The sequence below is a fragment of the Anabaena catenula FACHB-362 genome (genome assembly GCF_014698735.1).
Lineage (GTDB): Bacteria > Cyanobacteriota > Cyanobacteriia > Cyanobacteriales > Nostocaceae > Anabaena > Anabaena variabilis_A.
On record NZ_JACJTQ010000024.1, the window covers coordinates 55,265 to 81,242 of the forward strand.

The 25,978-nt window shown below is 37.9% G+C and carries 28 protein-coding genes; 13 read left to right on the forward strand and 15 right to left on the reverse strand.

The window, feature by feature from the left end; all coding sequences use genetic code 11:
• Positions 1 to 633 precede the first annotated feature (633 nt).
• Complete coding sequence (locus H6G68_RS16080) at positions 634 to 1,287, forward strand: hypothetical protein (RefSeq protein ID WP_190907544.1); 654 nt, start codon at positions 634 to 636, stop codon at positions 1,285 to 1,287.
• Between the two features lie 187 nt (positions 1,288 to 1,474).
• Here the strand turns inward: H6G68_RS16080 and H6G68_RS16085 are convergent, their stop codons facing one another.
• Complete coding sequence (locus H6G68_RS16085) at positions 1,475 to 2,239, reverse strand: phosphatase PAP2 family protein (RefSeq protein ID WP_190907545.1); 765 nt, start codon at positions 2,237 to 2,239, stop codon at positions 1,475 to 1,477.
• 330 nt (positions 2,240 to 2,569) lie between these two features.
• On the opposite strand from H6G68_RS16085, the gene H6G68_RS16090 reads away from it, so the two are divergent.
• Positions 2,570 to 3,367: a sulfite exporter TauE/SafE family protein gene (locus tag H6G68_RS16090; protein ID WP_190907546.1), complete on the forward strand. Its 798-nt coding sequence runs from the start codon at positions 2,570 to 2,572 to the stop codon at positions 3,365 to 3,367.
• Between the two features lie 51 nt (positions 3,368 to 3,418).
• On the opposite strand, the gene H6G68_RS16095 is transcribed toward H6G68_RS16090, so the two are convergent.
• A complete protein-coding gene (locus tag H6G68_RS16095; protein ID WP_190907547.1) occupies positions 3,419 to 4,069 on the reverse strand; it encodes a cadmium resistance transporter in 651 nt (216 codons plus the stop codon).
• 70 nt (positions 4,070 to 4,139) lie between these two features.
• Between H6G68_RS16095 and H6G68_RS16100 the strand changes: the two genes are divergently transcribed.
• A complete protein-coding gene (locus H6G68_RS16100; protein ID WP_190907548.1) occupies positions 4,140 to 4,841 on the forward strand; it encodes a cadmium resistance transporter in 702 nt (233 codons plus the stop codon).
• Between the two features lie 77 nt (positions 4,842 to 4,918).
• Here H6G68_RS16100 and cysK read toward each other — a convergent pair whose 3' ends face one another.
• On the reverse strand, positions 4,919 to 5,881 hold the full coding sequence (cysK, locus tag H6G68_RS16105) for a cysteine synthase A (RefSeq protein ID WP_190907549.1): 963 nt from the start codon (positions 5,879 to 5,881) through the stop codon (positions 4,919 to 4,921).
• 18 nt (positions 5,882 to 5,899) lie between these two features.
• On the reverse strand, positions 5,900 to 6,382 hold the full coding sequence (locus tag H6G68_RS16110) for an RrF2 family transcriptional regulator (RefSeq protein WP_127054450.1): 483 nt from the start codon (positions 6,380 to 6,382) through the stop codon (positions 5,900 to 5,902).
• 493 nt (positions 6,383 to 6,875) lie between these two features.
• On the opposite strand from H6G68_RS16110, the gene H6G68_RS16115 reads away from it, so the two are divergent.
• Positions 6,876 to 7,601 (forward strand): cytochrome b/b6 domain-containing protein, encoded by a 726-nt coding sequence (locus H6G68_RS16115; RefSeq protein WP_190907550.1) that lies wholly within the window; start codon positions 6,876 to 6,878, stop codon positions 7,599 to 7,601.
• Positions 7,602 to 7,754: 153 nt separating this feature from the next.
• Positions 7,755 to 8,342 (forward strand): Crp/Fnr family transcriptional regulator, encoded by a 588-nt coding sequence (locus H6G68_RS16120; RefSeq protein WP_190907577.1) that lies wholly within the window; start codon positions 7,755 to 7,757, stop codon positions 8,340 to 8,342.
• A 9-nt stretch (positions 8,343 to 8,351) separates the two neighbouring features.
• Here H6G68_RS16120 and H6G68_RS16125 read toward each other — a convergent pair whose 3' ends face one another.
• Positions 8,352 to 9,008 (reverse strand): NIL domain-containing protein, encoded by a 657-nt coding sequence (locus H6G68_RS16125; RefSeq protein WP_190907551.1) that lies wholly within the window; start codon positions 9,006 to 9,008, stop codon positions 8,352 to 8,354.
• 381 nt (positions 9,009 to 9,389) lie between these two features.
• Positions 9,390 to 9,725 (reverse strand): ribbon-helix-helix domain-containing protein, encoded by a 336-nt coding sequence (locus tag H6G68_RS16130; protein WP_190907552.1) that lies wholly within the window; start codon positions 9,723 to 9,725, stop codon positions 9,390 to 9,392.
• Positions 9,726 to 9,808: 83 nt separating this feature from the next.
• Here H6G68_RS16130 and H6G68_RS16135 point away from each other — a divergent pair, with 83 nt between their 5' ends.
• From H6G68_RS16135 to H6G68_RS16145, 3 genes are all read left to right on the forward strand, one after another.
• A complete protein-coding gene (locus tag H6G68_RS16135; protein ID WP_241993500.1) occupies positions 9,809 to 10,048 on the forward strand; it encodes a hypothetical protein in 240 nt (79 codons plus the stop codon).
• Between the two features lie 102 nt (positions 10,049 to 10,150).
• Entirely contained in the window at positions 10,151 to 10,657 is a 507-nt protein-coding gene (locus H6G68_RS16140; RefSeq protein WP_127054526.1) for an HNH endonuclease, read from the forward strand.
• A 16-nt stretch (positions 10,658 to 10,673) separates the two neighbouring features.
• Positions 10,674 to 11,069 (forward strand): alr0857 family protein, encoded by a 396-nt coding sequence (locus tag H6G68_RS16145; protein WP_127054457.1) that lies wholly within the window; start codon positions 10,674 to 10,676, stop codon positions 11,067 to 11,069.
• A gap of 8 nt (positions 11,070 to 11,077) precedes the next feature.
• Here H6G68_RS16145 and H6G68_RS16150 read toward each other — a convergent pair whose 3' ends face one another.
• The 3 genes from H6G68_RS16150 to H6G68_RS16160 all read right to left on the reverse strand — a co-directional run bounded on the left by H6G68_RS16150 (position 11,078) and on the right by H6G68_RS16160 (position 12,683).
• A complete protein-coding gene (locus H6G68_RS16150; RefSeq protein ID WP_422596222.1) occupies positions 11,078 to 11,200 on the reverse strand; it encodes a hypothetical protein in 123 nt (40 codons plus the stop codon).
• Positions 11,201 to 11,268: 68 nt separating this feature from the next.
• Positions 11,269 to 12,114 carry a polysaccharide deacetylase family protein gene (locus H6G68_RS16155; protein ID WP_190907553.1) on the reverse strand — a complete coding sequence of 282 codons (846 nt, stop codon included), beginning with the start codon at positions 12,112 to 12,114 and terminating at the stop codon, positions 11,269 to 11,271.
• 326 nt (positions 12,115 to 12,440) lie between these two features.
• Positions 12,441 to 12,683 carry a TRADD-N-associated membrane domain-containing protein gene (locus tag H6G68_RS16160; protein WP_190907554.1) on the reverse strand — a complete coding sequence of 81 codons (243 nt, stop codon included), beginning with the start codon at positions 12,681 to 12,683 and terminating at the stop codon, positions 12,441 to 12,443.
• Between the two features lie 880 nt (positions 12,684 to 13,563).
• On the opposite strand from H6G68_RS16160, the gene H6G68_RS16165 reads away from it, so the two are divergent.
• The 3 genes from H6G68_RS16165 (at position 13,564) to H6G68_RS16175 (ending at position 15,497) form a co-directional block, all read left to right on the forward strand.
• Positions 13,564 to 13,929, forward strand: a complete 366-nt coding sequence (locus H6G68_RS16165; RefSeq protein ID WP_190907555.1) for a hypothetical protein — start codon at positions 13,564 to 13,566, stop codon at positions 13,927 to 13,929.
• Positions 13,930 to 14,151: 222 nt separating this feature from the next.
• Positions 14,152 to 14,691 (forward strand): Dps family protein, encoded by a 540-nt coding sequence (locus H6G68_RS16170; RefSeq protein ID WP_190907556.1) that lies wholly within the window; start codon positions 14,152 to 14,154, stop codon positions 14,689 to 14,691.
• Positions 14,692 to 14,729: 38 nt separating this feature from the next.
• Complete coding sequence (locus tag H6G68_RS16175; protein WP_190907557.1) at positions 14,730 to 15,497, forward strand: ChaB family protein; 768 nt, start codon at positions 14,730 to 14,732, stop codon at positions 15,495 to 15,497.
• Positions 15,498 to 15,628: 131 nt separating this feature from the next.
• Here H6G68_RS16175 and H6G68_RS16180 read toward each other — a convergent pair whose 3' ends face one another.
• The 3 genes from H6G68_RS16180 to H6G68_RS16190 all read right to left on the reverse strand — a co-directional run bounded on the left by H6G68_RS16180 (position 15,629) and on the right by H6G68_RS16190 (position 17,924).
• Positions 15,629 to 16,183, reverse strand: coding sequence for an RNA 2'-phosphotransferase (locus tag H6G68_RS16180; RefSeq protein ID WP_190907558.1), 555 nt, complete (start codon positions 16,181 to 16,183; stop codon positions 15,629 to 15,631).
• 34 nt (positions 16,184 to 16,217) lie between these two features.
• Positions 16,218 to 16,631 carry a hypothetical protein gene (locus H6G68_RS16185; protein WP_190907559.1) on the reverse strand — a complete coding sequence of 138 codons (414 nt, stop codon included), beginning with the start codon at positions 16,629 to 16,631 and terminating at the stop codon, positions 16,218 to 16,220.
• A gap of 90 nt (positions 16,632 to 16,721) precedes the next feature.
• Complete coding sequence (locus H6G68_RS16190) at positions 16,722 to 17,924, reverse strand: AAA family ATPase (protein WP_190907560.1); 1,203 nt, start codon at positions 17,922 to 17,924, stop codon at positions 16,722 to 16,724.
• An 815-nt stretch (positions 17,925 to 18,739) separates the two neighbouring features.
• Between H6G68_RS16190 and H6G68_RS16195 the strand changes: the two genes are divergently transcribed.
• Complete coding sequence (locus H6G68_RS16195; RefSeq protein ID WP_190907561.1) at positions 18,740 to 19,195, forward strand: response regulator; 456 nt, start codon at positions 18,740 to 18,742, stop codon at positions 19,193 to 19,195.
• A gap of 91 nt (positions 19,196 to 19,286) precedes the next feature.
• Here H6G68_RS16195 and H6G68_RS16200 read toward each other — a convergent pair whose 3' ends face one another.
• Positions 19,287 to 20,411, reverse strand: a complete 1,125-nt coding sequence (locus H6G68_RS16200; protein ID WP_190907562.1) for a hybrid sensor histidine kinase/response regulator — start codon at positions 20,409 to 20,411, stop codon at positions 19,287 to 19,289.
• A 44-nt stretch (positions 20,412 to 20,455) separates the two neighbouring features.
• On the reverse strand, positions 20,456 to 21,790 hold the full coding sequence (locus H6G68_RS16205) for an ATP-binding response regulator (protein ID WP_190907563.1): 1,335 nt from the start codon (positions 21,788 to 21,790) through the stop codon (positions 20,456 to 20,458).
• A 1,853-nt stretch (positions 21,791 to 23,643) separates the two neighbouring features.
• Here H6G68_RS16205 and H6G68_RS16210 point away from each other — a divergent pair.
• Positions 23,644 to 24,366, forward strand: coding sequence for a response regulator transcription factor (locus tag H6G68_RS16210; RefSeq protein WP_127054485.1), 723 nt, complete (start codon positions 23,644 to 23,646; stop codon positions 24,364 to 24,366).
• A 10-nt stretch (positions 24,367 to 24,376) separates the two neighbouring features.
• Here H6G68_RS16210 and H6G68_RS16215 read toward each other — a convergent pair whose 3' ends face one another.
• Positions 24,377 to 25,738 carry a lipid-A-disaccharide synthase-related protein gene (locus tag H6G68_RS16215; protein ID WP_190907564.1) on the reverse strand — a complete coding sequence of 454 codons (1,362 nt, stop codon included), beginning with the start codon at positions 25,736 to 25,738 and terminating at the stop codon, positions 24,377 to 24,379.
• Positions 25,739 to 25,978: the final 240 nt, after the last annotated feature.

Here is a 25,978-nt window from a genome sequence, read left to right on the forward strand (position 1 = left end):
TTATCGTTTTCAAGGGTGCTTATAACTATAGGTTTATAGGAATTTATAGTTATCTGCGGGTCAAATATTCTGCTACATCAATCCTAAATTTTGGCTTCTAGATAGGGTATGTCTATGAAATGGTGCATCTATCCATAGTTGTATTTTTTAAGTCAGGTTTAATACTACCCTAGGTATTTTGATTAATCAAGCATTTGTTAAAAATAAAGCTTAAATCTTTTTAAATCATTTAATTTACAGTAAATGCATCGGATTAGTTCAAATTAATTGCTGTATTTTTAGCAGGTATTATTTAAGTAAATTCTAGAAATTTTATGTTGTTTAGAATACACTTTAAATGAATCGGAATTAGTTGCATTCTAGTTATGGAGAGGCATTAAACCTGTTCTATACAAGGCTTATTAGACTTAGGAAATTTTCTGACTTAAAAAATTTAGTATAAAAATAACAATATTATTTAGTATTGCTAACCTATGTTTTAAATGGTATTATTACGTGATAAATTACTATGCAAACGAATTTTAAGTATTGCTAAAACTTAATTTCTGAATCTTTTATTTTGTGGCTATGTATAATATTGACAATGACGAAAGATAGTCATAAGCTGCAAGTTGTAAAAGTTGAGACAAAGATATGAAACCCTTAAAATACGTTTTGATGGTGGCGGTATTGCTAGTAAATTTAATATTTACTGCACCTGTATTAGCCGATGCTCCAGAATTTCTCAAAAACCCTGATTACATAAATTTGAATCAAGAACTGAATCAGTTAAAAATTGCCAAAGCAACACAGGCTCAATTAGAAGGTGATACACCAGAAGCACTCGACCAAAAAATAAATGAATTAGAGTTGCAAAAATTTGCCTTTGAGTCAGGAATTGACTGGGGGCAATGTAGTAATCAGACTGGTAAAACTCTAGCGATATATGGAACAGAACCAGATGCAGAAGATGATAATTACTCCTCTGGTGCAGCATTGTATTTTCTAGGTGATGGTAAGACAACTAAAGATAAATGGAATTGCAAAGGCATTTATCTACCAACTGATGTCACAGCTATTGCTTTAGGTCAAGATGGACAAAATCAAGAATTAACTGGTGGCGTTGTGATTAAGGTTCCCAATGGCATAAATTTAGCCTTGAAGACCAATCCAGAAACTGGAGTAATTGAATTTAATCAAGCTGGAACAAAAATCCTCAACCCAGGTGAGGTGAACTGGTTTATCCCTAATGTATCGCAAGCGGTTGTAGATGCACGAGTTACTAATGCACCTACCAAAAAAGCTTAAATTAGGTAATTTTTGGGGATTAAATTCTAAAAATTACAGCCCTGGCGAATAGAATAGAGCCTGCGGTACGCCAAGGGTGTAGCTTACTGAGAGTAGGATACGCGGCTTGGCTCTATTTCAGTCAAGGTTTAAATCCCCTTCTGATCTGTTTCCGCGTCTCCCTATCTTGAGCGTCTCTTCCCTGAATTCAGTCTTCATCTATTACTTTTTTCTCTTCAGGTAGTAGGGAAGTTTCTTGTTGTGTGTTCGTATTTATGGCAGTTGCTGGTTGCCAATGAGGTTTGATAATTAAACTCACGCCAATAGCCCAGGCTAATGCAACCATCCAACCGGCGAGAATATCACTGGGGAAGTGAACTCCCAGATAGAGACGTGTCCAAGCAATAGCCAAGAGAAACAAACTACCAAACATTACTACTAACCAGCGCCAAGGGCGATTCCAATTTAAAATTACCAAGATTGCTACCAATGTCATACTTGTCATCGCATGGCCACTAGGAAAAGCATAATCAAATTCTGGCGCTTTAGACTCCCACAGATGGGGACGCATTCGATGCATTAATTGTTTAGCGGTGCGGTTGATGAGGATATTTCCGAATGCTGTAGTGACTAGATAAGTTAGAGATCGCCATCTTCGTTGCGTCAATAGTATCAGAGCGATCGCACTCAAAACAGGTAAAACAGTCCTAAATGACCCAAACTTTGTCAGCACTACCGCTAAAATATCCAGTTGTGGCTGTGCTGTAGAGTGAATGGCTAACAAAATCGGCACATCCCAGGGAAAGCCGCTCTCATTCTGCCATAACTTCACCGCCAAGATTTCAAAGACTTGCAAAGGTAAATAAACTCCCATAAACAGGAGTAACAGAGAACGCCAATGGGACAAAATTAGATTTTTGATAAACCTGCGTGGTGACTGACGGTCTGGATTGATGTTTTTCACCCAGTTCATTTTGATTGGTACTCACTTAATGGATGTTTGTTAGGTTTCTGTTTTAACGCGTGAACTTACTCATAATATCAATTCACCTGATTAAAGCTACAAATGAATCTCCGTGTATAACGTCTGTTTGTATCAACTTTAAAGTAAAACGGTATAACTTAAGTCACAGACACTAGACATTTGATCATTTTTAAGTGTAAAATACGGTAAGTCGATTGGATTACCGTTTATTATACTGCGACTAGGAAAGTGTAAAAGCTCTATAGAGTCCTGACAGCTTCCTCTCCAGCTTCTTAAGTCAGAAAATCACCCTTACAAACCCCATTTCTGGGCAGGAGTATGAACTATTTATTACTACCATTATTTAGCTTCTTCATTGGCATCATCGTTGGTTTAACGGGAATTGGGGGAGCCTCTCTCATTACCCCAATGTTGATTTTTGTGTTTCAAGTTCCACCTTCCATTGCTGTCAGTTCTGACGTTGTCGCTGCCACACTCATGAAGGTAGTTGGTAGCATCAAGCACTGGGAACAGAAAACCCTCGATCCCGAAATAGTCAAATGGTTAGCAACAGGTAGTGTTTTTGGTTCAATGGTAGGAGTGGGAATCTTACACATGATCAGACAGAGTGGAACATCTAACCTAGATCACATTTTGTTGCGGTTACTGGGGGTAATGATTCTATTAGTCACTGTGTTGGCACTAATACAATTATTGCTGATGACATTTTTCCCCAAATTCAATTTACCCGAACTGCCAAAATTAGACGTAAAAACCAAGTGGGGACGTTTTCTAACCATCACCATAGCAGCAGTTTTAGGATGTTTCGTGGGTTTAACCAGTGTCTCCTCTGGTTCCATGTTTGCTTTAGTCCTAATTGGCTTTTTTCGTCTCGATGCACGTAAATTAGTAGGTACAGATATTGCACAGGCAGCAATTTTATTGCTATTTACCTCTCTCGGACATCTAACATTAGGAACAGTTGATTGGAGTTTGGTTATACCAATATGGATAGGGTCAGTTCCAGGGGTATTACTAGGTGCTAAAATCTGTCAGATAACTCCTCAACGTCCACTGCGGTTTATTGTTTATGCCATCTTGATGATGGTAAGTTGGAAATTAGTTGCTCAAGCATAATTTGATTGATATTTAATTTTACTTCTCTGAAATGTTTTAATTTCTCTGCGTTCACGGTATTAAGTTAAATGTACCTCTTTCGTACATGATAAATAAACCTAAGCCAATTAACACAAAAGGCACAATAGCCTGACCATAGCGACTTAAAAGATTAGCAATGGTGGCTTGACGGGTTAACAGGTAAGCAATATAGCACCAAACCCCGACCATAGCCAAAAATACACCTAAAATCACTCCTAAGCTGGCAAAGTCATGACCAGCAAATAAAGGTATATAAATACTAATATTGTCACCTCCATTAGCAATTGTTACAGCCGCAACTTTATAAGTTTGAGGATGCAAAATGCTCAATAGAAAAGATAATACCGGGTTAGGGTGTGACGACTGTTTAAAATCCGTAGTCACCGTCTGAACTTCCGTAGTTTCTGATTCCCGATTTAGTAATTGCTTCAAGCCAATGGCTATTGGTAATATTCCTAATAATCCAATCACTTCTCGTTGGATGACTAAACCACCAAAAAACCCTGGTAAGCTGGCTAGAATAATGGCAGTAAAACCCAAATATTGACCAATTACGATATGTCTACGTCGAAAATTACTATCTAGCTGTGAGAAAAATAGCAGCAGGATAACAATGTCATCAATATTAGTCGCGGCAAAGGCGATTATCCCTTCTGTAAAAGCTGTCTCAAGCCGATTCATGGTAGATTTTATCAAATATAATTGATCAACATAGCAATATTTGTTCCTATATGAAACAGTCCTAAATTAAATGAGTGAGTTAGTTCCTACAATTACTACAGGGTTAATTACATTTAGTGCTACTAATATTGATGATATTGTCATTCTCCTGCTGTTTTTTTCTCAGGTAAATGCTACTTTACGTCCCCATCATATTGTTGCTGGTCAGTATTTAGGTTTCACGGTTCTAGTCATTCTCAGTTTACCTGGTTTCTTTGGTGGTTTAATCTTCCCAACAGAATGGATAGGATTACTGGGTTTAATCCCTATCGTCATCGGTATCAGCAGCTTGGTAAATCAGGAAACAGATTCCTTGGGAGAAATTACAGATGAAATCCCACTTTCTGAAACTTCAACTATTACTAATTTTTTAAATCCTCAAACGTATACAGTGGCATCTTTAACGATTGCTAATGGGAGTGATAATATTAGCATTTATGTGCCGTTATTTGCTAATAGTAACTTAGGCAGCTTATTGGTAACTATAAGTTTATTTTTTTTACTATTAGCCGTTTGGTGCTATGGCGCATACAAGCTAACCCATCAGAGAGCTATCGCAGAGATTTTTACAGGCTATGGTAATCATCTCGTACCTTTTATACTGATGGGTTTAGGTGCTTTTATCGTCTTGAAAGGTGGAGCCTTAAGCCCAATAAAGCTAGTTGCTAGTTGTATTTGCTTACTAGTTTTGGTGAAAAAGAATGATCGTCCCCATGAAATTGAAGACAATTAAGTTACAGCTGATAGTTAGGCACAGGTTTACGCATTTTTTCAAAAATCACAACGACTTTTCTGCCTCCTCCTGCTGTATCAAACTTTAGTCAACCATTCATTTTCTTCTAGTTCTTTAAATAGCGAAGTGCTGAGGTAGCGTTCACCGAAGCTAGGCTGAATCATCACAATCAACTTACCTGCGTTTTCTGGACGTTGTGCTAATTGGATTGCAGCCAATAAAGCTGCACCAGCAGAAATGCCCGATAGCAGTCCTTCTTCCTTGGCTAAACGACGACTGTAAGCGATCGCTTGGTCATCTGTCACCTGAATAACTTCATCTATGAATTCTGCACGGTAAATTGCGGGGATAAATCCTGGTCCAATACCCTGAATCTTGTGTGGGCCTGCTTTTCCTCCTCCTAACACTGGACTCGTAGTTGGTTCCACCGCAACGGCTTGAAAACTCGGTTTGCGTTGTTTAATCACTTCCGAGACTCCCGTAATTGTCCCCCCAGTACCCACTCCCGCTACCAGAATATCAACTTCTCCGTCCGTATCTTCCCAAATTTCTTCCGCTGTAGTGCGAGCATGAACTCTGGGGTTAGCAGGGTTACGGAACTGTTGCAACATATAGGCGTTAGGCGTTCTCGCTACAATTTCTTCGGCTTTGCCTATAGCCCCACGCATTCCTTCCACCCCCGGCGTTAATTCCAATTGAGCGCCATAGGCTCTCAGCATCAACCGCCGTTCTTGGCTCATTGTATCCGGCATCGTAAGAATCAAATGATAGCCTTTAGCAGCAGCTACCATTGCCAAGGCAATTCCCGTATTACCAGAAGTTGGCTCTACTAGAGTAGTTTTTCCAGGGTGAATAAAACCCGCTTCTTCGGCTGCTTCCACCATGCTCACACCAATCCGATCTTTAACGGAAGCAGATGGATTCATACTTTCTAGTTTGACGACAATTCGCGCCACTGCTCCCTCAGCTTGGGGAATCTTGTTTAACTGAACAAGAGGAGTTTTTCCGACTAACTCGGTGATATTTTTTGCTATTCGCATTGATGTACCCTTTGATGGCTAAATGTAATACATGGGATTTTGTTGGGCGCGAGTCTCTCTTTGCTGGCATAAGTCTTGGAGTGTAAAGCCACGCAAAACCTCAATTGAAGCTATATTGGCTTGTTCCCAGACTTCATGAACCAGAGTTTTTTCTAGAGTGGTAGACTCCGAGGCTTCTTTCTCTTTCCGCTCACCTTCTACCAACGTGACAATTTCTAACAAAGTAATCTGCCAAGGTTCACGCACTAAAACGAAACCTCCTTTAGAGCCTCGCTGACTCTGTACCACACCAGCACGGCGCAGGTGAGTGAGAATTTGTTCTAGATAGCGTTCTGGTATGGGTTGCTTGGCAGTTATCTCGCTCATTGTCCGAGGCACTTTTTTGTCATGGTGGCTTGCCAGTTCTAACAGTGCCAGTAGTGCATATTCGACTTTGGCTGAAAGATCCAGGAGCGTGTAGTTTTGGCTATTCAAGTCTGTATTCAGTATAGTGCGGTACATTGATAGATTTAACGTAGTTTTTGCGAAATTAATTTTTATTTAAGTGTTAGATGTCATATCATCTCACTTAAACATATTTAACTATCATAATTCTATCGACTTGCCGTAGTTTATTCTACAGAATTCTTAATCATGCGTCATCTTTCAGGAAAATTATCCAGAATATGGGAAGACGGAAGAAAAACGCTATTCTTCGCCAGATCCACTTCAGTTCATAGGATACGGGTATAAACCCGTACTCAATTTTCCTACGTTCGCACAGCCCATATCAGAGAAACTTTTCCCGCGTTCCTTGCTTGCTGAGTTTCTAGATGGTGCAGGAATTTACAAGCTGATATTATATACTACGGTTATATCATCGGTGAACAGTAATATAAAAGATGATGTCATTATACACAGGTCTTACCCAATCAGCTACCAAAAATTCTCAGCATTATTACGAATTAATATCTATGGCAAAATTAGACAATTGAAAAACTTACCCAATTAGCTTATGAATCGTTCAGCACCCTATCAACCCTTGATATTGCGAATCCTGCATGGTTTAAGCGGGATTTTAGCAATTGGCGCAATTATTAGCGGATTCCTAGTTTACAATACTTTTGATAAAAGATTTGGCCAAATCCCAATTGCCAAAATTAATCCAATACAGGATATTCACGGGACATTGGGGCTATTTTTCTTAATTTTACTCCCAGTTTTTGCTCTTTATAGCTTTCATGTTGGAAAAAGACGCTTACTACAACCAGACTCAATCCAAAAACTGACTCAATTTGGTACACCAATTTGGTGGGTTAGCCTGCAACGTTTAGTAAATACTAAAATTTTAATTGCTGCTGTTTTAGCAGTAATATCTGGCAGAATGATGAAGGAAGAATGGCTACCTACAGGAGAACTGAATCATATTTGGTATTATCTTCACCTAATAGCTTGGGTGATTATGATTTGTTTTGTAGCCATTCATGTTTTGATGTCAGCTAAAGTTGGTGGTGTGCCATTATTACTATCAATATTGTCATGGAAATTCCGCCCAGAAGATAGTCCTGCTAACTGGTATAGTCTTTTGCGTGGTTGGTTGAGTAATTTTCCCAATAATTTTAGGGAAGAAATTAATCAGTTTATAGCGGCTAGTTTATTAATAAAAATTATCGAGGTAATTGTATTGGGGGGAATTATGGCAGCATTTGTTTTACGGCTGTTCTTTTCTGGTGGAGAATAAGATCCATCAGACTCTCCACTGTTCGCGCAGCGTCTGGGAGAGAAACTTTCCCCGTGTTTCCTGCTGGCCGAGTTTCTAGATGATGCAGAAATTTAGAAGCTGATATTATGTATACTACGGTTAGTACATCGGCAAACTGTAAGATAGAAGATGATGTCATTATATACAGGTCTTACCCAGTCAGCTACTAAAAATTCTCGGCAGCATTTTACACGGAGATCTCTATTACCAAATCAGAAACATACTCTTTGGAAAATAGAAAGTGGTTTTGTCAGGACTTTTACTTATCTAGAAGACGGTACAACAGTAGCTTTGGGATTGTGGGGGCCAGGTGATGTTGTTAGTAGAGATATCTCTAGAATGAATCCCTATCAGATGGAGTGCTTGACAAAAGTAGAGGCGATTGCTTTACCTTTGGAGGAGTGGACTGAATTGGCAGAAACTTTGCTGAATCATATCCAACAAGCAGAAGAATTGATGGTGATTCGTAGTCACAAAAAAGTGGAAACTATGCTGATTAAATTATTAGCATGGCTATCACAAAAGTTTGGTTCAGAAATGGAGAAAGGACGTTTAATAGATATGCGTCTAACCCATGAGGACTTGGCAGAACTAATTGGTTCAACTCGTGTCACAATCACTCGCCTCCTGGGACAATTGGAGCAAGAGGGTTTGATTGATAGGCTATCTCTAAATCGAATTATGGTGCTAGAAGAGGATATTTGGTATTATGAGATTTAGATAATGAAGCTATTGAATTAAATTGCGATCGCTATAAAATTTAGACAAATCTAACCACAGAGGTAGACCCAGGGTTTCTAAATAAATCAAACTGGAGTAGATTTGGTTTTTTCTTCCCCACAAATCCAGGTCAAACCAACCATCATCTTCTTGATTGGGAGGGAGTAAGGCGTTGGTAATGTTGACTGTTAAACCATAACCAGAGACTAACTGGGAAATGATAGGTTGCTCATGATAGGCTTTGAGAATACACAATTGTAAGCTGACTCTATTGGTCTGACCGGTAGAGATCCATTGCTGGAATTCTTCTTGCCACTGAGTTTTTATGCTTCCGAGCTTTTGGAAAATCTGATTTTTATCTATATTGGGAAAATACGGTTGGTTCTGTTGAGATTGAATTTGGTTTGCGATCGCTATTTGTGCTAAATTTACTCCCAAGTCTTGCAAGTAAGATAAGCTATTGACTAGTTTTTGGGGATTACCAGAAATTTCCAAATCAAACCAACCTTCGTTGTCACTGCCTGAGATTAGTGATGCGGCTTTAATATTCACAGTCAGACTATAACGGGAAACTAAGCGAGAAATCACTGGTTGCCTCTGATAATGCTGAGGCACGAGAATGCAACTTTTAACTGGTGTGGATGTTAAAGATTGATTGGCAGACATCAAAGCTAATCCCCTCAAAAGCGTCCGACTGGATGTAAAGTATGAATTCGGGATTTTCTAGGTACTAAAGTTTGATTTTTTCACGATTAACTTCCAATAGCTATCTATCGGAAGACAGTTATCGAAAATTTGGGTTTAAAACCCCTTAGAGACTTCCAACTAAAAAAATATCCCGTCGTTGTGACGGCAGGGGGGCAGGGAGCAGGGAGCAGGGGGAAGAAAAGTCGCTTTGATTTGGTGAAATTGGATCATCTTTTTTGTGGAGTTCTCTTAGCAATTAGTAATTGGCATATGGTGCGGTGTATAAAGCCACACCATACGCAGTCTGTTCCTTGTTGCTCGTTAAGAGTTTCCTGTTACCAAAAAATTAAGACTAATGTACTAGATAACCAGACTCTCGACACTCAGAGGAACCATATCGCCATTCCTTGTTAATCCCAATAACATCGGCTGTTGAGGTTGAATTGATGTACCTGTAAGTACACATCGCTCTTCTTGCTGTGCAGTAGCTGGAATAGTGGCTCGAATATCTGCGCGTGAAAATCGCGGTTTCCACTCACCTGATTTTTGCTGTACATAATTCCAGAGGATATCTCTAATGAGAGCTTGATATCCCTGATTGCCAGCTATCTCTTTGAGTTTATCTTTCAGTTCCCGCTCCAAACGGATGCTGGTGACTTCCATATCGGTGGTTGCGGTGCGTGCGATTGTCTGCATGATTTTTTCTCCTTATAACTATAGACAGGATAGTAATACAAGTGTAGTATGTTTAAAGAAATGTTCAATAGGTGAAATTTTCCGTGAAATCCATTTACCCCATCTCTACTTCTTCGCGTGTCGCCCAATTCCCTGGCAGTTGGGAATTTGGTGCTGCGGAAGTGGAGTATTTATCTATAAGCGCCGATAGCCAGCATCAAGGGCAGAACACAGAGGGTAATGATGATTTTTATTATGATCCTAGATATATCAGCCTAAATTTGCTGAATAGCAAACCAGAACTAGATGTAAGAAGCGGGAGGTACAAGCGAAGAAATGCTTGACCACAATAAGACCAGAAAGCCATCAGGTCAATTTCTAACCCCCGCTTCATCTAAATCAGAAGCGGGGGTTTTTTAATAAGGAGTCAGGCTGTGACGAGCGCAATGCGAATGTTAGAGCAATCCGTAGTGGTGTTTTCTCAAAATTACTTGCCACTGTGTCGGGTAAATATCAAGCGAGCGATTGTGTTGTTAGTGACCAATAAGGCAGAACCGGTGGATTTTTCCACAGAAGACGGCTGGTTAATTCACTCACCTAGCTTGGTAATTTCTGTACCCAAGCACATCCGCCTAAAAATTGCTGCTGCTGAACGGATGTGGAAAGTTCCCCCAGTCAATCGGCGGGAAGTGCTGCGACGAGATCACCATAATTGTCAGTATTGCGGTAGCAAGAAACATCTAACGCTAGATCATGTGATTCCGCGCTCTAAAGGCGGTCCACATACCTGGGATAACGTAGTCACAGCTTGTGAAAGATGTAACTCTCGGAAAGGTGATAAGACTCCAGCTGAAGTTGGTATGCAACTGCGGAGCAAGCCAAAACCACCAATTCACCCAGCTGTTTCTTTTGCAGAAAAGTTTTGGGTTGATATCCAAGCAAACCTGGAATAACAGGAGAGCATAGAAAATGCTTAAATTAACTTACACTGAAGGGAGCTTTTTTTTAGAGTGTCTTACTCTGCCAATAGAAGAATGGGTGGCGCAAAGAGTGATTTTGGCACTACGGGTTGGTCAACCTCTATGCTGTGAACCTAGTACAGCTTCCTTTTTGCTTCCTGTTGATTTACCGGGAGTAGAAAGGCTGAAGTTGGAGGTGCAACGAAATGATAGTGAAATAATTGCGCTGTGTACTGGTGATGCGGAATATCTGGAAGTGACGCTCCAAGGTTCTTGGTTATCAGATGGTGCTGATGATGCTGTGGGTGTGTTTGTGACTACTATGAGCGATCGCACTGAGTTCTTTTTAAATAAACTTTGGCATGAGTCTCAAGTTTGTGATTCTGTTAAAAGTGCTGAATGTTAATTAAACCGTTATCGTGGCATTTCTAACAATTCAGGAAATGTGACAAATCGGTAGCCTTGCTGTTTGAGTCTGTTGATGATTTCTGGCAAGGCTTTGACTGTTTTGGTGCGATAGCCCCGACCATCATGCATTAAGACAATAGCACCTGGTTTAGCACCTTTGAGAACATTATTGACAAATGTTTGTAGTTTTGTGTTAACTATTTTTCCATTTCTAATAATTGAGGAATGGTGACAAATCTATAACCTTGTTGTTTCAGTCCAGTGATGATTTCTGGTAAGGCTTTGACAGTTCTTTCACGATTTCCTCCACCATCGTGCATTAACACAATTGCCCCTGGTTTTGCACCTTTAACAACATTTTTCACAAATACTTGATATTTGGCACGAGGATCGGTGTCTGCTGAGGTCAACGACCACATGACGACAGAGTTTTTTTGACTTTTAGCATAAGCAGCTAATCCGTTGTTTAAATAGCCTCCTGGGGGACGGAAAATAGATGTTTTGACACCTGTTGTTTGGTAAATTAGGTCATTTGTGCGTTCGATTTCACTCTTGGCTGTGGCTGCATCCATGCGTTTATATGAATGATTCCATGTATGATTACCAATAGCGTGTCCTTCAGCTACAACTCGTTTAGCTATTTGGGGATTGTCCTGTAAGGCACTTCCTACCCAAAAAAATGTAGCTTTCACATCATTTTGTTTGAGGATATCCAACATTTCTACTGTGGTTTTCGGCCAGGGTCCATCATCAATAGTTAAAGCAATGACTTTCTCGTTGTTTCTGGGTTCGATTTTATAAACTGTCGTCCCTTGGAATTTAGCGGGAACAGGAAAATTCAGGTTTTCGATTTTAGCTGGTGGCTGTGATTTTGTATTTGCTTGGTTTTCAGGAATGGCAACTTTTAAGGGTTCGCTGTTTGTTTTTAATTCGGGTTTAATTTCGGTGTTGTTACAAGCAGCTAAAAATAATGCTATTGTTGCAATACTAATTATTTTTATTGTTTTGTTGTGATTGTTTGTGGAATTGGAATTGTGAGACATAATGTTTTATCTACGATATATATATTTTACAGGATGGGAATTTGAGTTGTTACAGTATTAACAGATAATTTTGATTTGAAGTAGGGGTTTCATTGGTATCAAATTAACCCAAAAATGTCTTATCTGTTTGTTTCCAGATCCACCCGGAAATCAATTTCCGGTCTAATAGCTAAAGTGCGTTAAAACGCACTCTTTTTAACTAAAAATCAAAATTTATTCTTGAAATAGAATCCATTAAGCCAAAATAGTCGGTTAAAACCGACTTAAGCTATAAGACTCTTAATTTATTCCCTGGCTTCTGGGACTTTACTTTACCTCTACTAATTTTAGTCTTCATCCTCCTCAATCATTTCGCATAGTTCATCCTTAGCTTGTTTAGCAAAATTCAGGCTATTCATAGTTGCCAAAGCGCCACTACCTGCTGTTAAACTAGCTTCTGATACTTGATCAAAATAGATTAAACCTACACCAAATAATGTCATCATAGCTGAAGCTGCGGAAACACACAAAGCGACATTAAAAGTTAGCTTTGCTTGACGTAGTAATTCTTCCTTAACTTGTAGGTTCATGGTTTTTGCTGCCTTTTATTTTTGAATTTCTCTCTCGTTTCCATATCTTTATCTTGTCACTAATTGGAGGAAATGAAGTTGAGCCAAGGTATAGAGATAGGTATATTATAAGTAGATATAAATGAAGTATATTCAAGGTATATTAAAAGTATAGATATTTGATTTTATCTAATTAACCCATCTCAATCAGGACATTTCTAGAGTACAATTTATTCTGAAACCACCGAAACAATCTTTTAGTCCACTTTAGTGGACTTTCGCTATGAGACTGGGAATTGATTCCCAGGCAGTTTATGATGCTAATCGAAAAATAATGGTAAAAAATATTAACAAAGCGATATTTTCCAAAAATCAGTAAATATTTTATATTTACCAAAAACTCTCTGTTGCTGCTATCGCGGAAATTATAGATACAGATGAATATGAAATTGAATAATTGTTTAGAAAATTGGGTAGAGTTATTAAATCTGTAATCTATCTCAGGGAATATTTTCTACAGCTTTTATCATTCTAGTTTTCGTGATGCTGTCAACAAGATAAGGTGAGCAAGGAAATACCCAAATACAGGTTTTTATGTTTTTGCATAACGAGGAAGTCTGAAAATATTTTCCTTTGGAATCTAACATTTGCATATTCTCACATCTTGCATCTTCTCAAGAAAAGTAGGTGGATAATACCCTTTAACACGAAATTCTCAGGGTTAGAAACCATGATTTTGCGGCAAGGATCATGGTGCAAGATATGAGCTATCAGTCTTGTTTTATATCTAAAGAGTGATTTTTGTCTCCTTGGATATTCGGGCTAATTCTCTCTGAAGATTGATTTAATAAATGTTGAACCTCACTATGATTGAAGGACAGAATAGAGTGGAAAATATCAAATGAAGATTCTTGATTTTGCTAGATCTAGATTTGAGTCATCATCTAGATTTCTAATTGTGGCTTTTGCTTGTGCATTCATATTTTTATCTAATGCTTTTCCTGCTTTAGCTATCAGTAGTTATCAAAGTGATCCAACTGAAGGTACGACACAATTACTCGAAACTCAACGCAAAACCGATGAAGCGGCTAAAGCTCCACCAATAGGACTGAAAGAAACTCAAGAAAAGACTAATAAAGGACTGAACGAAGTTCAGGGAGATGCTGACATTGACAAGATGAAGACTCCCGCAAATTCCCAGAATGCAACTTCAGTAGAACAGGAAGTAAAAGGCTTTTTGGAAAAAGTTACAGGCAACGATAAGTAACAATTATTCATAATTTGGTGTAGGATCAATGAGTAATGTAAGTATTATAAATTGATCCTATTTTGTGTTATCAGGCTTTAGATTTCCAGATAATTTATAGTCATAAATTAAAAAAATCATCAAGAATGAATAGTTAATTTTCTTTTATTCCTTTAGACCGATGTGGATTATGTCTATATTTTGTGAACTTATATAAGTAAGTAAAGGTAGGGAAGGATGACAATGAATAAAATAAATATTGGTTTGACAGACGAACAACGCCAAGGTGTCGTGAATTTGCTGAATCAAGATTTAGCAGACTCTTATGTATTGCTAGTAAAAACTAAAAAGTATCATTGGGATGTTGTTGGTCCTCAGTTCCGTACTTTGCACCAGCTTTGGGAAGAACACTATAACGCACTGACCGAAAATATTGATAAATTGGCTGAAAGAATTCGGGCTTTGGGTTGTTATCCAATTGGCACAATGGAGGGATTTCTCAAGATTGCTACTCTCAAAGAACACGCTGATAAAATTCCCTTAGCCACGGGGATGGTAGCTCACTTGGTTAAAGATCATGAGCAGATTATTCGCAATTTAAGAGATCATGTAGATCAGTGTAGTGATGAGTTTCATGATCAGGGAACTGCTGACTTTTTGACTAATCTCATGGAAGAACATGAGCAAATAGCGTGGATGTTGCGCTCATTTATTGAAGGAGAGGCGCTGCAACCAGATGGTAAACAGCAAGCAACAAAAACTAAAACACCAGTGGGTGTGTAGTCGAGAATTGTCAACACAAAAAATAAAGGAGTATACAAGTGTCAGAAGGATATCAAGCTGAACGCACTATCTCGGCTGTATTTAAAGAACAAAAGCAAATTGATGATGTAATTCGCCGTTTACTAGATAGAGGCGTACCCAAGGATTATATTTCTGTGATGGGCAGAAATTTCCAGTCAGAAACAAGAATTTCTGGTTTTCTGACTAAGAAAGATGTGATTCTGGGAGGTTTGAAAACAGGAGCAATTTTTGGTTCTTTGTTTGGTTCTTTCCTGAGTTTGTTGACGGGTGTTGGTGTATTGTTTATTCCCTTTATCGGGCCGGTTGTGGCAGCGGGACCAATTGGTGCAGTGTTGTTGGGGGCTGCCAGTGGTGCGATCGCAGGTAGTGCAGGTGCTGGTTTAGTATCAGTTCTCACTACTTTGGGAATGCCAGAAGACAAAGCTACTATTTACCAAACTCGCTTAGAAGCTGGGGAATTCCTATTGATGGCGGAAATTCCGAGCGATCGCACTGGTGAATATCAATTGCTATTTGAAAGCGCTGGTGGTGAAGAGATTCACACAATTGATAAAGCCTTGGATCATCCTTGTCCTGGCCGATGTAACAGCCCAGAGGATTTAGCGCCTGAAGTTCGCACTCATCTTTCCAGAGAAGCCCAAGGACTATTTATTGAGCGCTATAACGTCGTACTTAATGAAACAAATGACGAATTTACAGCTGAACAATCAGCTTGGAATGCTGTTCGCCAACAATTTGATGAAGATGAGAACGGTGTTTGGTCAAAAGCAAAGGTGATTGCTTAAGTTGTTACTGTTCTTGATGAATAGTGAGATTCCAGGGCGATGGCGGACATTACATAAAACCTCAAGAACGTCCTGAATCAAATCCCTCTTCTTGTTAAGGAGAGGGTTTGTTTTAATTTCTGCTGTGTGATTCATTTACCTAAAAATAGCTGTAAATATTCAAGTGGTACATGATCCACTAACCAAACACCATTATCAGAACAATAGAAAATATAACCTGACTGATACATTACTCCAGCATTTACTGTAAAAATAACAGGTTTTCCATGCCTTGCACCCACTATTTTTGCTGTAGAGATATCTGGTGATAAATGAACATGATGGCGTGACATTTTGCAAATGCCTGATTGCATAATCGATTCTACAGATTTTTGTCCTGTACCGTGATAAAGCACATCTGGGGGAACAGCAGGTTCTAACTGTAAATCAATTTCTATACTGTGTCCTTGATTAGCACGAATGAAAGTATGGGTAGAATCAAAGGAAAAGCGTTTTTTATCATTTGTGGCCACTACCTCCTGTAATTCTTGTCGGGTAATGGGAAATTTGTTTTTAGCACAAGCAGTTAGCAATTCATCTACAGAAACCCAACCACCAGTAACTAATTTAATTCCTATTTCTTCTGGTTGATGACGTAAATATTTACTCAGAAATTTGCTGATTTTCACTAACCGTGAATTACTCATTTTCCATGATTATTAACTAATACTTGAATGTGATTTAATCATTTTTTGAACGTTGGTTTTTTAAATAATCCCAAAAGCAGACTATAAAGCCTAAAACACAACTTGCTTTCCAGAGGAACAACCACCAAGGTTTCCACCATCCTCCAGTTTGAACTTCAACAATATCAGATAACCCGAACAACAGAAAAATCACCGCAGTAATTTGATTTTTGCGTTTAGCAATGAGGGAATCTCGTTTGTAGCTATATACTAGAAATCCCAAGGCAAATAAACCCCATAATACTGCCTCAATGTAATTTCCCTGACTGTAAAGAGTTTCTAAAAGTTGGGAATTTTCCATTGAACCAGACTGATTTAACCACAAAACAAACCCAAGCATTGCCAAAAATAACAGGCTTAAACGCAGAATAGCCCCTTTAGTCAACTGCAACGGAGATTGTGGATTCATAATATTTCAATTGAGATTAAATTGAGAAAATCTGTTTTCCTATTCAGGCTAATGCGACTGTAATCATCACAATTACTGTTAACTGATTTTTTAAACAAAACGCTCAGTAAACTCACACATCAAATCTACTCTGCCTTTACGTAACATAGCTGGATCTAATCTTTCCGTGGTGTTACAAGTCATCAATACCACCAACCGCTGCTTTATCTGCACTCCAGATTCGTCAATAACACTCTGATACAAAGTCCCATCTAGCAACGCCAAAATATGTTCAGTTTTGTTATTATATTGTGCTACTTCTGAAGCCCGATCTTGTGCTAAATTGTCAGCTTCATTGATAATAATACAAATTTTTTCTAAGTAAGTTGGCGGAACAAAGTTGGTGATAGCATCATGATCCAAAATAAAAATTACATACCCTAAAGGTACAAGAATTTCCTTGGCTACTGATTGTGTCCATGCTGTTTTACCTGTGCCTGGTTCTCCATGTACTACAACTGCTAGTTGATTTTGATTGAGAATCGCTTGCTGGACTAAATCACTGAAATCTTGAATCTCTTTGGGAAATGTGCGAATAGGAAATTGACTGTGAACCTTACCTACACGACTTTGATATCCACTCAACATCACCGCTAAATCATGGGTAGCTTTATTAATTAAAGATGCCAGATTTTGCGACATTAAAGTATATTGTCTTCTTCCGCGATCATAGGGATCAATTTGCAGCCAAATATCGTATTTTGCCCAATAAGCATAGACAGTATTTAATACATCTAAACGTTCCCAATTCACAAACTTCTCGACAGGAAAATAAAAATCTCTCTCTGAATAATATTGGGTAATAATATCAGGACGTTCTAATAACCGTAAAACTCGCAAAACAGTAATTTCTTGCAAGAGATTAAGTACATAATCAATGGGAATACTGTTGCGACTGACAAATTGTACTATAGGCGTTTCTGTACTTAAAACATCTTTGTAGCGATAATCTGGTGTTAGTGGTTCTGGTGTAATGAAATTCCAATATTTTTGTAATTCACCACGAGTATAGTCAGAAGCTAGATTTAATATATTTGCCCACCAAGCATAATCTTTTCTAGCTAAAGCATCAGCATAATAACTAGCCAGATTAATACTTTTCTGGGTTAACTCCTGAGTATCATGAGAGACTACTTGCCACAGATAGTCCCAATCAAAGTCACGGTGAAATGGCCGCCAACCAGCAGAGAGTAGATTTTGGCGGTTGTTATTCGTAGAATTACCGTCGTTGTTTCGGAAATAATCAAATTCCATATTTTATGTGATTTAGGAAAGTCAAATTATTTGCTGCTGACGCAGGAGATTATGCAAAACTTTTCTCGTACTATAAACTACCTGAGTGCAAGTTGCCAGAGCCAAAGACTTTATTCTTGGTAGAAAGAAGTCAGGAGTGAAAGCTGCTTGCTCTTTGAGAGCGTAGGGTAATATATGGTTTACGCTACGCTAGAGATATATTTTGATTTTTAGTTTTTACTTAGTGCAACTGGCAATCTGCTGTAAGTATTATACAAATGTACGCAAGCCGTAAAATTCAGTAATTTTTATGAAATTGTGAAAAGAGCAATGCACAACATAACTTTACATAATTAACTCGCTATGACATGAAAATTTTCCTGCATTAATCAGCACTAAACTTCAACATTACAACGTAATACAAAATTTCATCTGTGTCAAGTATTCTGTTCAAAATAGTTATGTTTGAGCAAGTATCAGCTAATTTATTGACAAATTGACAGTTCTTCAGATGACATCGAAGTCATATTGATCAATTCCCCAATTATGACAATAATTACTGGGATAGTACGGAAGTCAATGTTGATTTTTTTTATGTAAAGTTATGATGAAGGCATGAAGAAAATATTCTGTAATTTTGCATCTGATCAAGAAGTGTATAATAAATTTATTTAGTTCAAGATTGTCCTGTTTTTTTAAGATGGGTAAAGGTTCTCAACTGAACCCAAATGAAACACGATATCAACCAGATTTAGCTTTATCTGATAGCTCGCGGGATATGTCGTTTGTTTATAGGAGAAAAAGGATATATCCCAATATAATCTTCTGGATAAGAGATGTATCTGGCAAATTCATTCATGAGTGATGAAAAAAAGCAAACTTCTCAGAAGCCTTTAATTTTGGTTGTAGAAGATCATGATGACAGTCTACTGCTACTTAGTTATGCCCTGGAATCAATTGGGTGTAGATTTATTTGTCAAACAGATAGTTCTAGCACTCTACTAGTAGCCAAAAATTATCAGCCAGACTTAATTTTATTAGATATTTTGTTACCTGGTCTGAGTGGTTTGGATGTGATGAAATATTTAAAGCGTGAACCACTAACCTGGAATATTCCAGTAGTTGCAGTCACTGCTTTAGCTGGTAGAGATCAGGAAGATCGCTTCCTGAGAGCGGGTTTTAATGACTATATCAGTAAACCCTATATGCTTGAAGATTTAGAGATGATTATTTGTCGTTTGCTACAAGAAAAATTGCAGCCACATTCAGCTGTTGAAGTATGTCAGGAATAGCTAATCCCGCTGCAAATCAGTCAACCCCTTGCGGGAATTGAAACTACAAAATTAAAAATTCCAAAACGGCTACTATATTTTATGACAGAAATCAAGGTTTTTTTGGTAGTCGAACTGTGAATATACTACCTTTACCTAATTCTGAAAAAAGTTCGATTTTGCCTCCATGTGCTTCTATGATACAGCGTGATAAATGCAATCCTAAACCACTACCTGATCTTTTGTTTCTCCCTTGACGAAACCTCTCAAAAATAGTTGCTTGATCTTCAGGTGCAATTCCATAACCTGTATCAGCAACTTTAATTATGGTTTCAGCTTTATCCTTAGTGGCAGATAAATTTTCAGAAATGCCAATCTCTATGCTGCCTTTATCTGTAAACTTGATAGCATTACCAATTAAGTTATTTAAAACTCGTCTTAGTTCCAGTCTATCACCAATTGTAACGCCGGCATTATCGCCTTGTTGATTTAACTGATTAGTATCTAATGTCAGAGTCAAATTTTTCTCATTAGCAAGGAGATTTAGTTCACTTACTACTTCTTGCGCTATTTCTTTTAAGTCGCAGTTTTGCAAATTTAAAGTCTTTTTTCCTGCCTCAAAGCGATAAACTTCTAGTAAGGTATTGACCATTTCCATTAAATTTTGATTACTGCGAATCATGACAGAGATCGCTTGCTTCATTTCTGGAGAGATCTTACAGAAAGTTTCCTGTTGAAACAAACTCAGCATTCGATCAGCAGCTACTAGAGGTGTTCGCAAATCATGAGTTAGACGAGAAACAAAATCTTCTCGCTGGCGTGTCATTTTTTGCTGTTCGTCTATACTATGCTTGAGACGAAGGAGCGATCGCACTCTCGCCAATAATTCATCTGTATCAAAGGGTTTACGAATAAAATCATCAGCCCCAATATCCAATCCTTCGACAACACTGGATTCGTGAAAGGCTGTGATCAACAAAATCGGAATATAGCTAAGATCAGGATTATTACGAATTCTACGCGTAACTTCATAACCATCCATTCCTGGCATCATTACATCTAGGAGAATCAGCTGAGGTGGAGATTGAGCCACTTTTTGTAAAGCAGTTGCACCATCTGCGGCTAAATCAATTTCATACCCCTCACTTTCTAAAATTGTTTGTACTAAAATGAGATTATCTCTAGTATCATCAACTGCTAGGATTCGGTCAATTTTATCGTTTTTGACAACAGACATGGTTTGTTAACTTCTTGGTAAAGGATCTAAATTAGATAATTTAATTAGGGTTTGAGATTAGGATATCCCAGAGAATATTTACTAAATTTAGATGGAAATTGGGGATTATTATTATGAGAATAATACAAACTATCACTACCAAAATTTAAACTAGAACTATCTGCTAAACTAGGTGCTAATACTACTTGGCGTGGTAATTCAATTATAAATATTGAACCTACTTCTAATTGACTTTCGAGAAATATTTCTCCTCCCATCATTTGTACCAAGGAATCAATAATTGCTAAACCCAAACCAGTTCCCGGATATTTGCGGCTAATTCCTTGATCTACTTGCCGAAATGCTTCAAAAATATGTTCAAAATCTCCAGGAGAAATACCTATTCCTGTATCCCTAATACTAATAGTTACTCGATTGTTAGGGGTTTCTTTTACTTCTACCCAAATACCTCCATTTTCTGTAAACTTAACTGCATTGGATAGTAGGTTAATTACAATCTGATGTACTCGCACTGGATCATTAAAAACCAAAGTATTTTGTAAATCTGTTTTTACTACCAGAGATAATTTTTTGGCTTCAGCTAAAGAACGTATTTCTTCTACCGTCTTATTAACTATTTTAGACAAGTCAAATATTTCCGGCTTTAGATCTAATTTACCAGACTCCAGTTTAGAAAAGTCCAGCACTTCATTGAGCAACATCAGCAAATGCTTACCATTATTGAGGATACGCTCAACCATATCTGCTTGCTGATTGGTAAGTTGAGCAAATTTGGGACGTAACAATATTTGTGAAAAACCAATAATGGCATTCATCGGTGTTCGCAACTCATGAGAAATAGTTGCTAAAAATTGTGACTTGAGCCGTGATGCTTCCAATAACTTCAAGTTTTGTAGCTGAATTTGTTGGCGTTGTTTCTCCAATTCTTGGTTCTTATGAAGCAGTTGTTCATAACTTTCTTTCAACTTTTGATTTGCTAAAGCTGCCTCCATTTCAGCACGGTATAACCGAATTGCATTCCGCAAAGTCTGTGCCAAAGTTTCTGGAGATAGTTTAGACTTAGGGAGATAGTCTGTAGCACCTGCTTTCATTAACTCGACAGCTATTTGTTCATTTCCTTGAGCAGAGAGAATGACTAAAGGAACTTTGATTTCTGAAGAAAGTAGCTTGTGAATTGAATTTAATCCATCTTGATCTGGTAAATAATTATCAAGAATAACACAATCAAAATTAGTACTTTTGAGAGCAGCCAGTGCCTTATTAATTTCACTGACTTCATGCAGTTCCATGCAAATACCTGCTTTAGCTAAGGCTAGACGTACTGCCATGCGATCTGCTTCATCATTATCCACAACCAAGATTTTCAGCGTCTCTTCCATTGGTTTTTACTTTCGCTGTCCAATACAGGTTGATGTACAGGATTTATGTTTTCAAGCTATGCAAATACAACATTTACCCCTGTTGATTTTGAGCCTTTAATATCTATAGAAATCCAGTTTGATTACTGATAGGTGACGTGGCATGGCTGTAGTTACTCATGGAGGCTCTTAACTTTTAACTCTTAATTCTTAATAGGAAATAAGGATACTGAGTTTTTTAAGTATAGAGCGCAGATCACTTTCAAAAAAATTAACTAGGAATTCTATAATTTCGGTAGTGATTTAGGTATTTCACACAATATCTAATTCAGATTTGTTACATTAACTTTTTTATCCTCTATTTATACTATATTAATCAATTTTACTGTCCTTTACTAGCATTTACAGAGAATATTTTAGATTTTCTTTAAATGCCTTTGATTGAATCTACTTTTGACCGTTGTGGTTAAAGTACAATCACCTTAATTTAATTACTAATGACTGGTAAGTAATTAGTAATTATGCACATTAAAATCATTATCTCCTAAGTTAAGTGAAATTGATATGCAGTCAAATCAAGTACTTTACTCATCTCAATATAATTGTAAATGAGTAAGTGTTCGCCGTCCTCAGTCATTAGTGAGAGTTGCATAGAAACATTGCATATCAAGGATTTGAGGATTTTTATTCAGCAGATTTTTGCTAAATGCTGAATAATTAGTGTTAGGTGACTCATTATTAAAAAATTTAAATAGTTGAGATTTATTTTTTTTAAAGTCTGAGCAGCAGTATGTATTATTTTTCAGGTTTCATGTCAGTCCTTCAGGAAAAATAAATACTTTTATTCTGTTCTCATTACACAATTTTAAAAATGATGGTGACAAATGGCAACCTGCAAAATTGATGTAGTAAGTCCTTGACAATCCAAAATATAAAATCCAAAATGGTATTAATCTTGGAGCTTAAAAAATAATCTTGAAAAAATGGTTTCACCTATGCCAATCTAAAAAAAATAGCTACTTTTGTGAGTAGACTCCCGGGATATATTGACATATAGCTGTGAGATGGTAATTATAAAAATTTATAAAAATTTATAAAAATTACCTAAATTTTGTGCTGCATAAGTTAGGCGCTAAAAGTCAAAATTTTTGACAAAAAATTAAGCTAAGATGAGGCTATTATTTGAATAATCTCGATAAAAAACTACATATTTTTAATATCTCCAGTTTGGATTTTTAACTGTCTCTAGGCTTCAATCTCCCAAGTTTAAGATTTATAATTTGGGATTGAAGATTTTTGCCGTAGTTAATAGGATTGGCTCAAAAATCGGCTATTTTTGATCGGAAATCCCAAATACAAAATTTAACATCTTTCTGTCAATAACTATTTTTGGGAATCCACACCTATAATCGAAGAATGAGAGTTGAGAAAAGGTGAGTTTTATGAATATGACATATAGCTCCATGAATTTTCTGAATTCAATAGTCTAGCTCAAGATGGCTTTTGAGAATTTTTGACTTGTTTCTCAAGTAACTTTAGCTTGTGATAATTTGTGGATTCTTGTCAGCTTTACCCCAGGCTGACAAATAAAATTAAGGAGGAGTTTCGACTGAATAAACTCGGAATCGTAACCAATGGATAAGATTATGCAGCATTCTTCTCATCCATATTTCACCTTTTTTTGCCGAATAGCCATATACCCGTAGTTAGATTTTTACTTTCACCTTACATAAAAAAGGGAAATTTATTATTTCTATCGATGGATGCAGGACAGCCAAAATATCATCTACCTTTGGTTTGGGGAAATTAGAGCCAACACTTACACTAAAGTCTTAACTTTGGAAAAGTAGTCAGATAAAGAGTTGAGTGTAAAAATGAGTGAAATTAGCATTGTTTTAATTGAAGATCATGATTTAACCCGTATGGGACTAAGGGCTGCATTGCAGTCACACAGCGGGTTAAGAGTTGTTGGTGAAGCGGCAAATGCCACTCAGGGATTAAAACTTTTAGAAACTACTAAGCCAGATGTGGCGGTGGTAGACATTGGCTTGCCAGATATGGATGGCATTGAACTCACGCGCAAGTTCAAGCGGTACCAAACAGAAACTGGACAGTCGAACACAAAAATTCTCATTTTAACGATGGATCACACTGAAGACGCTGTGCTGGCTGCTTTTGCGGCTGGAGCAGATTCTTATTATATGAAGGAGACAAGCATCAGTAAATTAACTGAGGCCATACAAGCAACTTATGGTGGTAACTCTTGGATTGATCCGGCCATTGCCAATGTTGTGTTACGAAAGATGCGTCAGGGTTTACCAGGAGATAGCCAATCATCTGATAAGCCAAAGACTGTAAAAATTGAGGCTCTAGCTACAGAATACGAGCAAGTTTTGGAAACCTACCCCTTGACTCAACGGGAATTGGAAATTCTAGAGTTGATTGTTGCTGGTTGTAGTAATGGACAAATTGCGGAAAAACTCTACATCACAGTAGGTACAGTCAAAACTCATGTTCGTAACATTTTGAATAAACTCTGTGCGGATGACCGGACACAAGCTGCTGTTAGAGCCTTGCGTTCTGGGTTAGTGGGTTAAGATTATTTTCTCACAATCGAGCTTGTAAACATTCGGCAATATGTTTTGCTGCACCTGACCTCCCCATTCGCTGAACACCGTTTTCAGCAATTACTTGTAAACTGTCGGGATTTTTGAGTAGGGATTTTACTGCTTGGGCAACTTTTGCTGGTTGGTCTACTAAAATCAGAGATGCTCCTAAAAGACGACTTTGAGCCTCAGCAAAAGCAGGGTTATATTGTGGACCATTGCCTGGAATAGCGATCGCTGGTTTGCCTAAACCAACAAATTGTTCTGTTGCTGTCCCTGCCATTGCGATCGCTAAATCTCCCCAATGTAAGCAGTCATTATAAGCTTGTTGGCTCAGAACTAAGTATGCATTTCTTTGTTTAAAAGTCAAAATATTAGCATCAGAAAGTTGGATAGGAGATTCGGGACAGGAACGCCAACCTTGGATTTGCAAAGCTTGGGATAAAATGGTGCAATCTAACCCAGGAGCGATCGCACCTAAAAAAATCACAGTTCCAGTCGAGGGTAAAATAGAATCTCGCTCCCGAAAACTAGCCATCAACCCAGACACAGCAACCATCATTATTTCCCAGTTACTATAAGCCTCTGGCTCACGAGAACCGGGGAGCAGAGTCACAATCAAAGGACGAACTAGCTCTTCCTTTTCAGCATCAGCCGCATAAAACTTTGGAGTGCTAAAAGTCTTTTCCAAACCGTCCATCATCGGATTACCCAAATCAAAAGCCGGAATTGGCCATTTTTTTAAAATTTCCGTAGTCAGCGAATCTCTAGGAAACACTGCACGACAACGACGACGACTCATCAACCACCTTTCCCAAGGATGATAAATGGAACCAGAAAAATTTTCCCACCGTGCCGATTTTGACTTTCTGGGTAACAAACCCACTTCATCCCTGACATAATATTCAGATTTTGCCGTGCCAATAAAAGCATAATTAGCACCACTTATGGCGGCAAACAACAGTGGTACAATATCTCCCACCGCTAAGATAGCCTTTTTATTACCCAACTTTGTTTGATCACTCACCCAACCACGAACAGCTTGAATTTGCTTCCAAGTCAGTTGCACTAAACCGCCACGGACATCTCGCATCAACTGGCGACTATCCATATAAATAAAGCCACCAGAAGGCATAGTCTGCACCGAACCAATACAAGGAACATTCAACTGTTGGTAAGCACGTCCTTCACCCACTATAGGTAAAGCAAAGATATCTGGTGGGGAAGAGAGTTGTTGAAGTTCCTGCAAAATGCGGACAGCAATGACATCTTCTCCATGACCATTACTTAAAACTAGTAACTGCAAAGGAGACGTAGTAGCTGCCGAGTCTGCAACTTGGTTTAATGGGGATAAATCACGCATAGGATTTTAAATTTTAGATTTTAGATTTTAGATTTAAATTGTAAACTTTTGTGTCTTGTTTACAGCTATTTCCTGGTAAATGAAGTACGTCGTCCTGTCTCATAAGTAGTCGGACAAAATTAAATTCATTAGTGGAGAGAGGGAACTCTTAACAGGAAAACAGTCCGTGTAATTAATTCTGTCGGGGTACTTATCAAGTCCGGCTAATTGCTGTTCAAAAAAACTCCCGGTGTCTCCGCG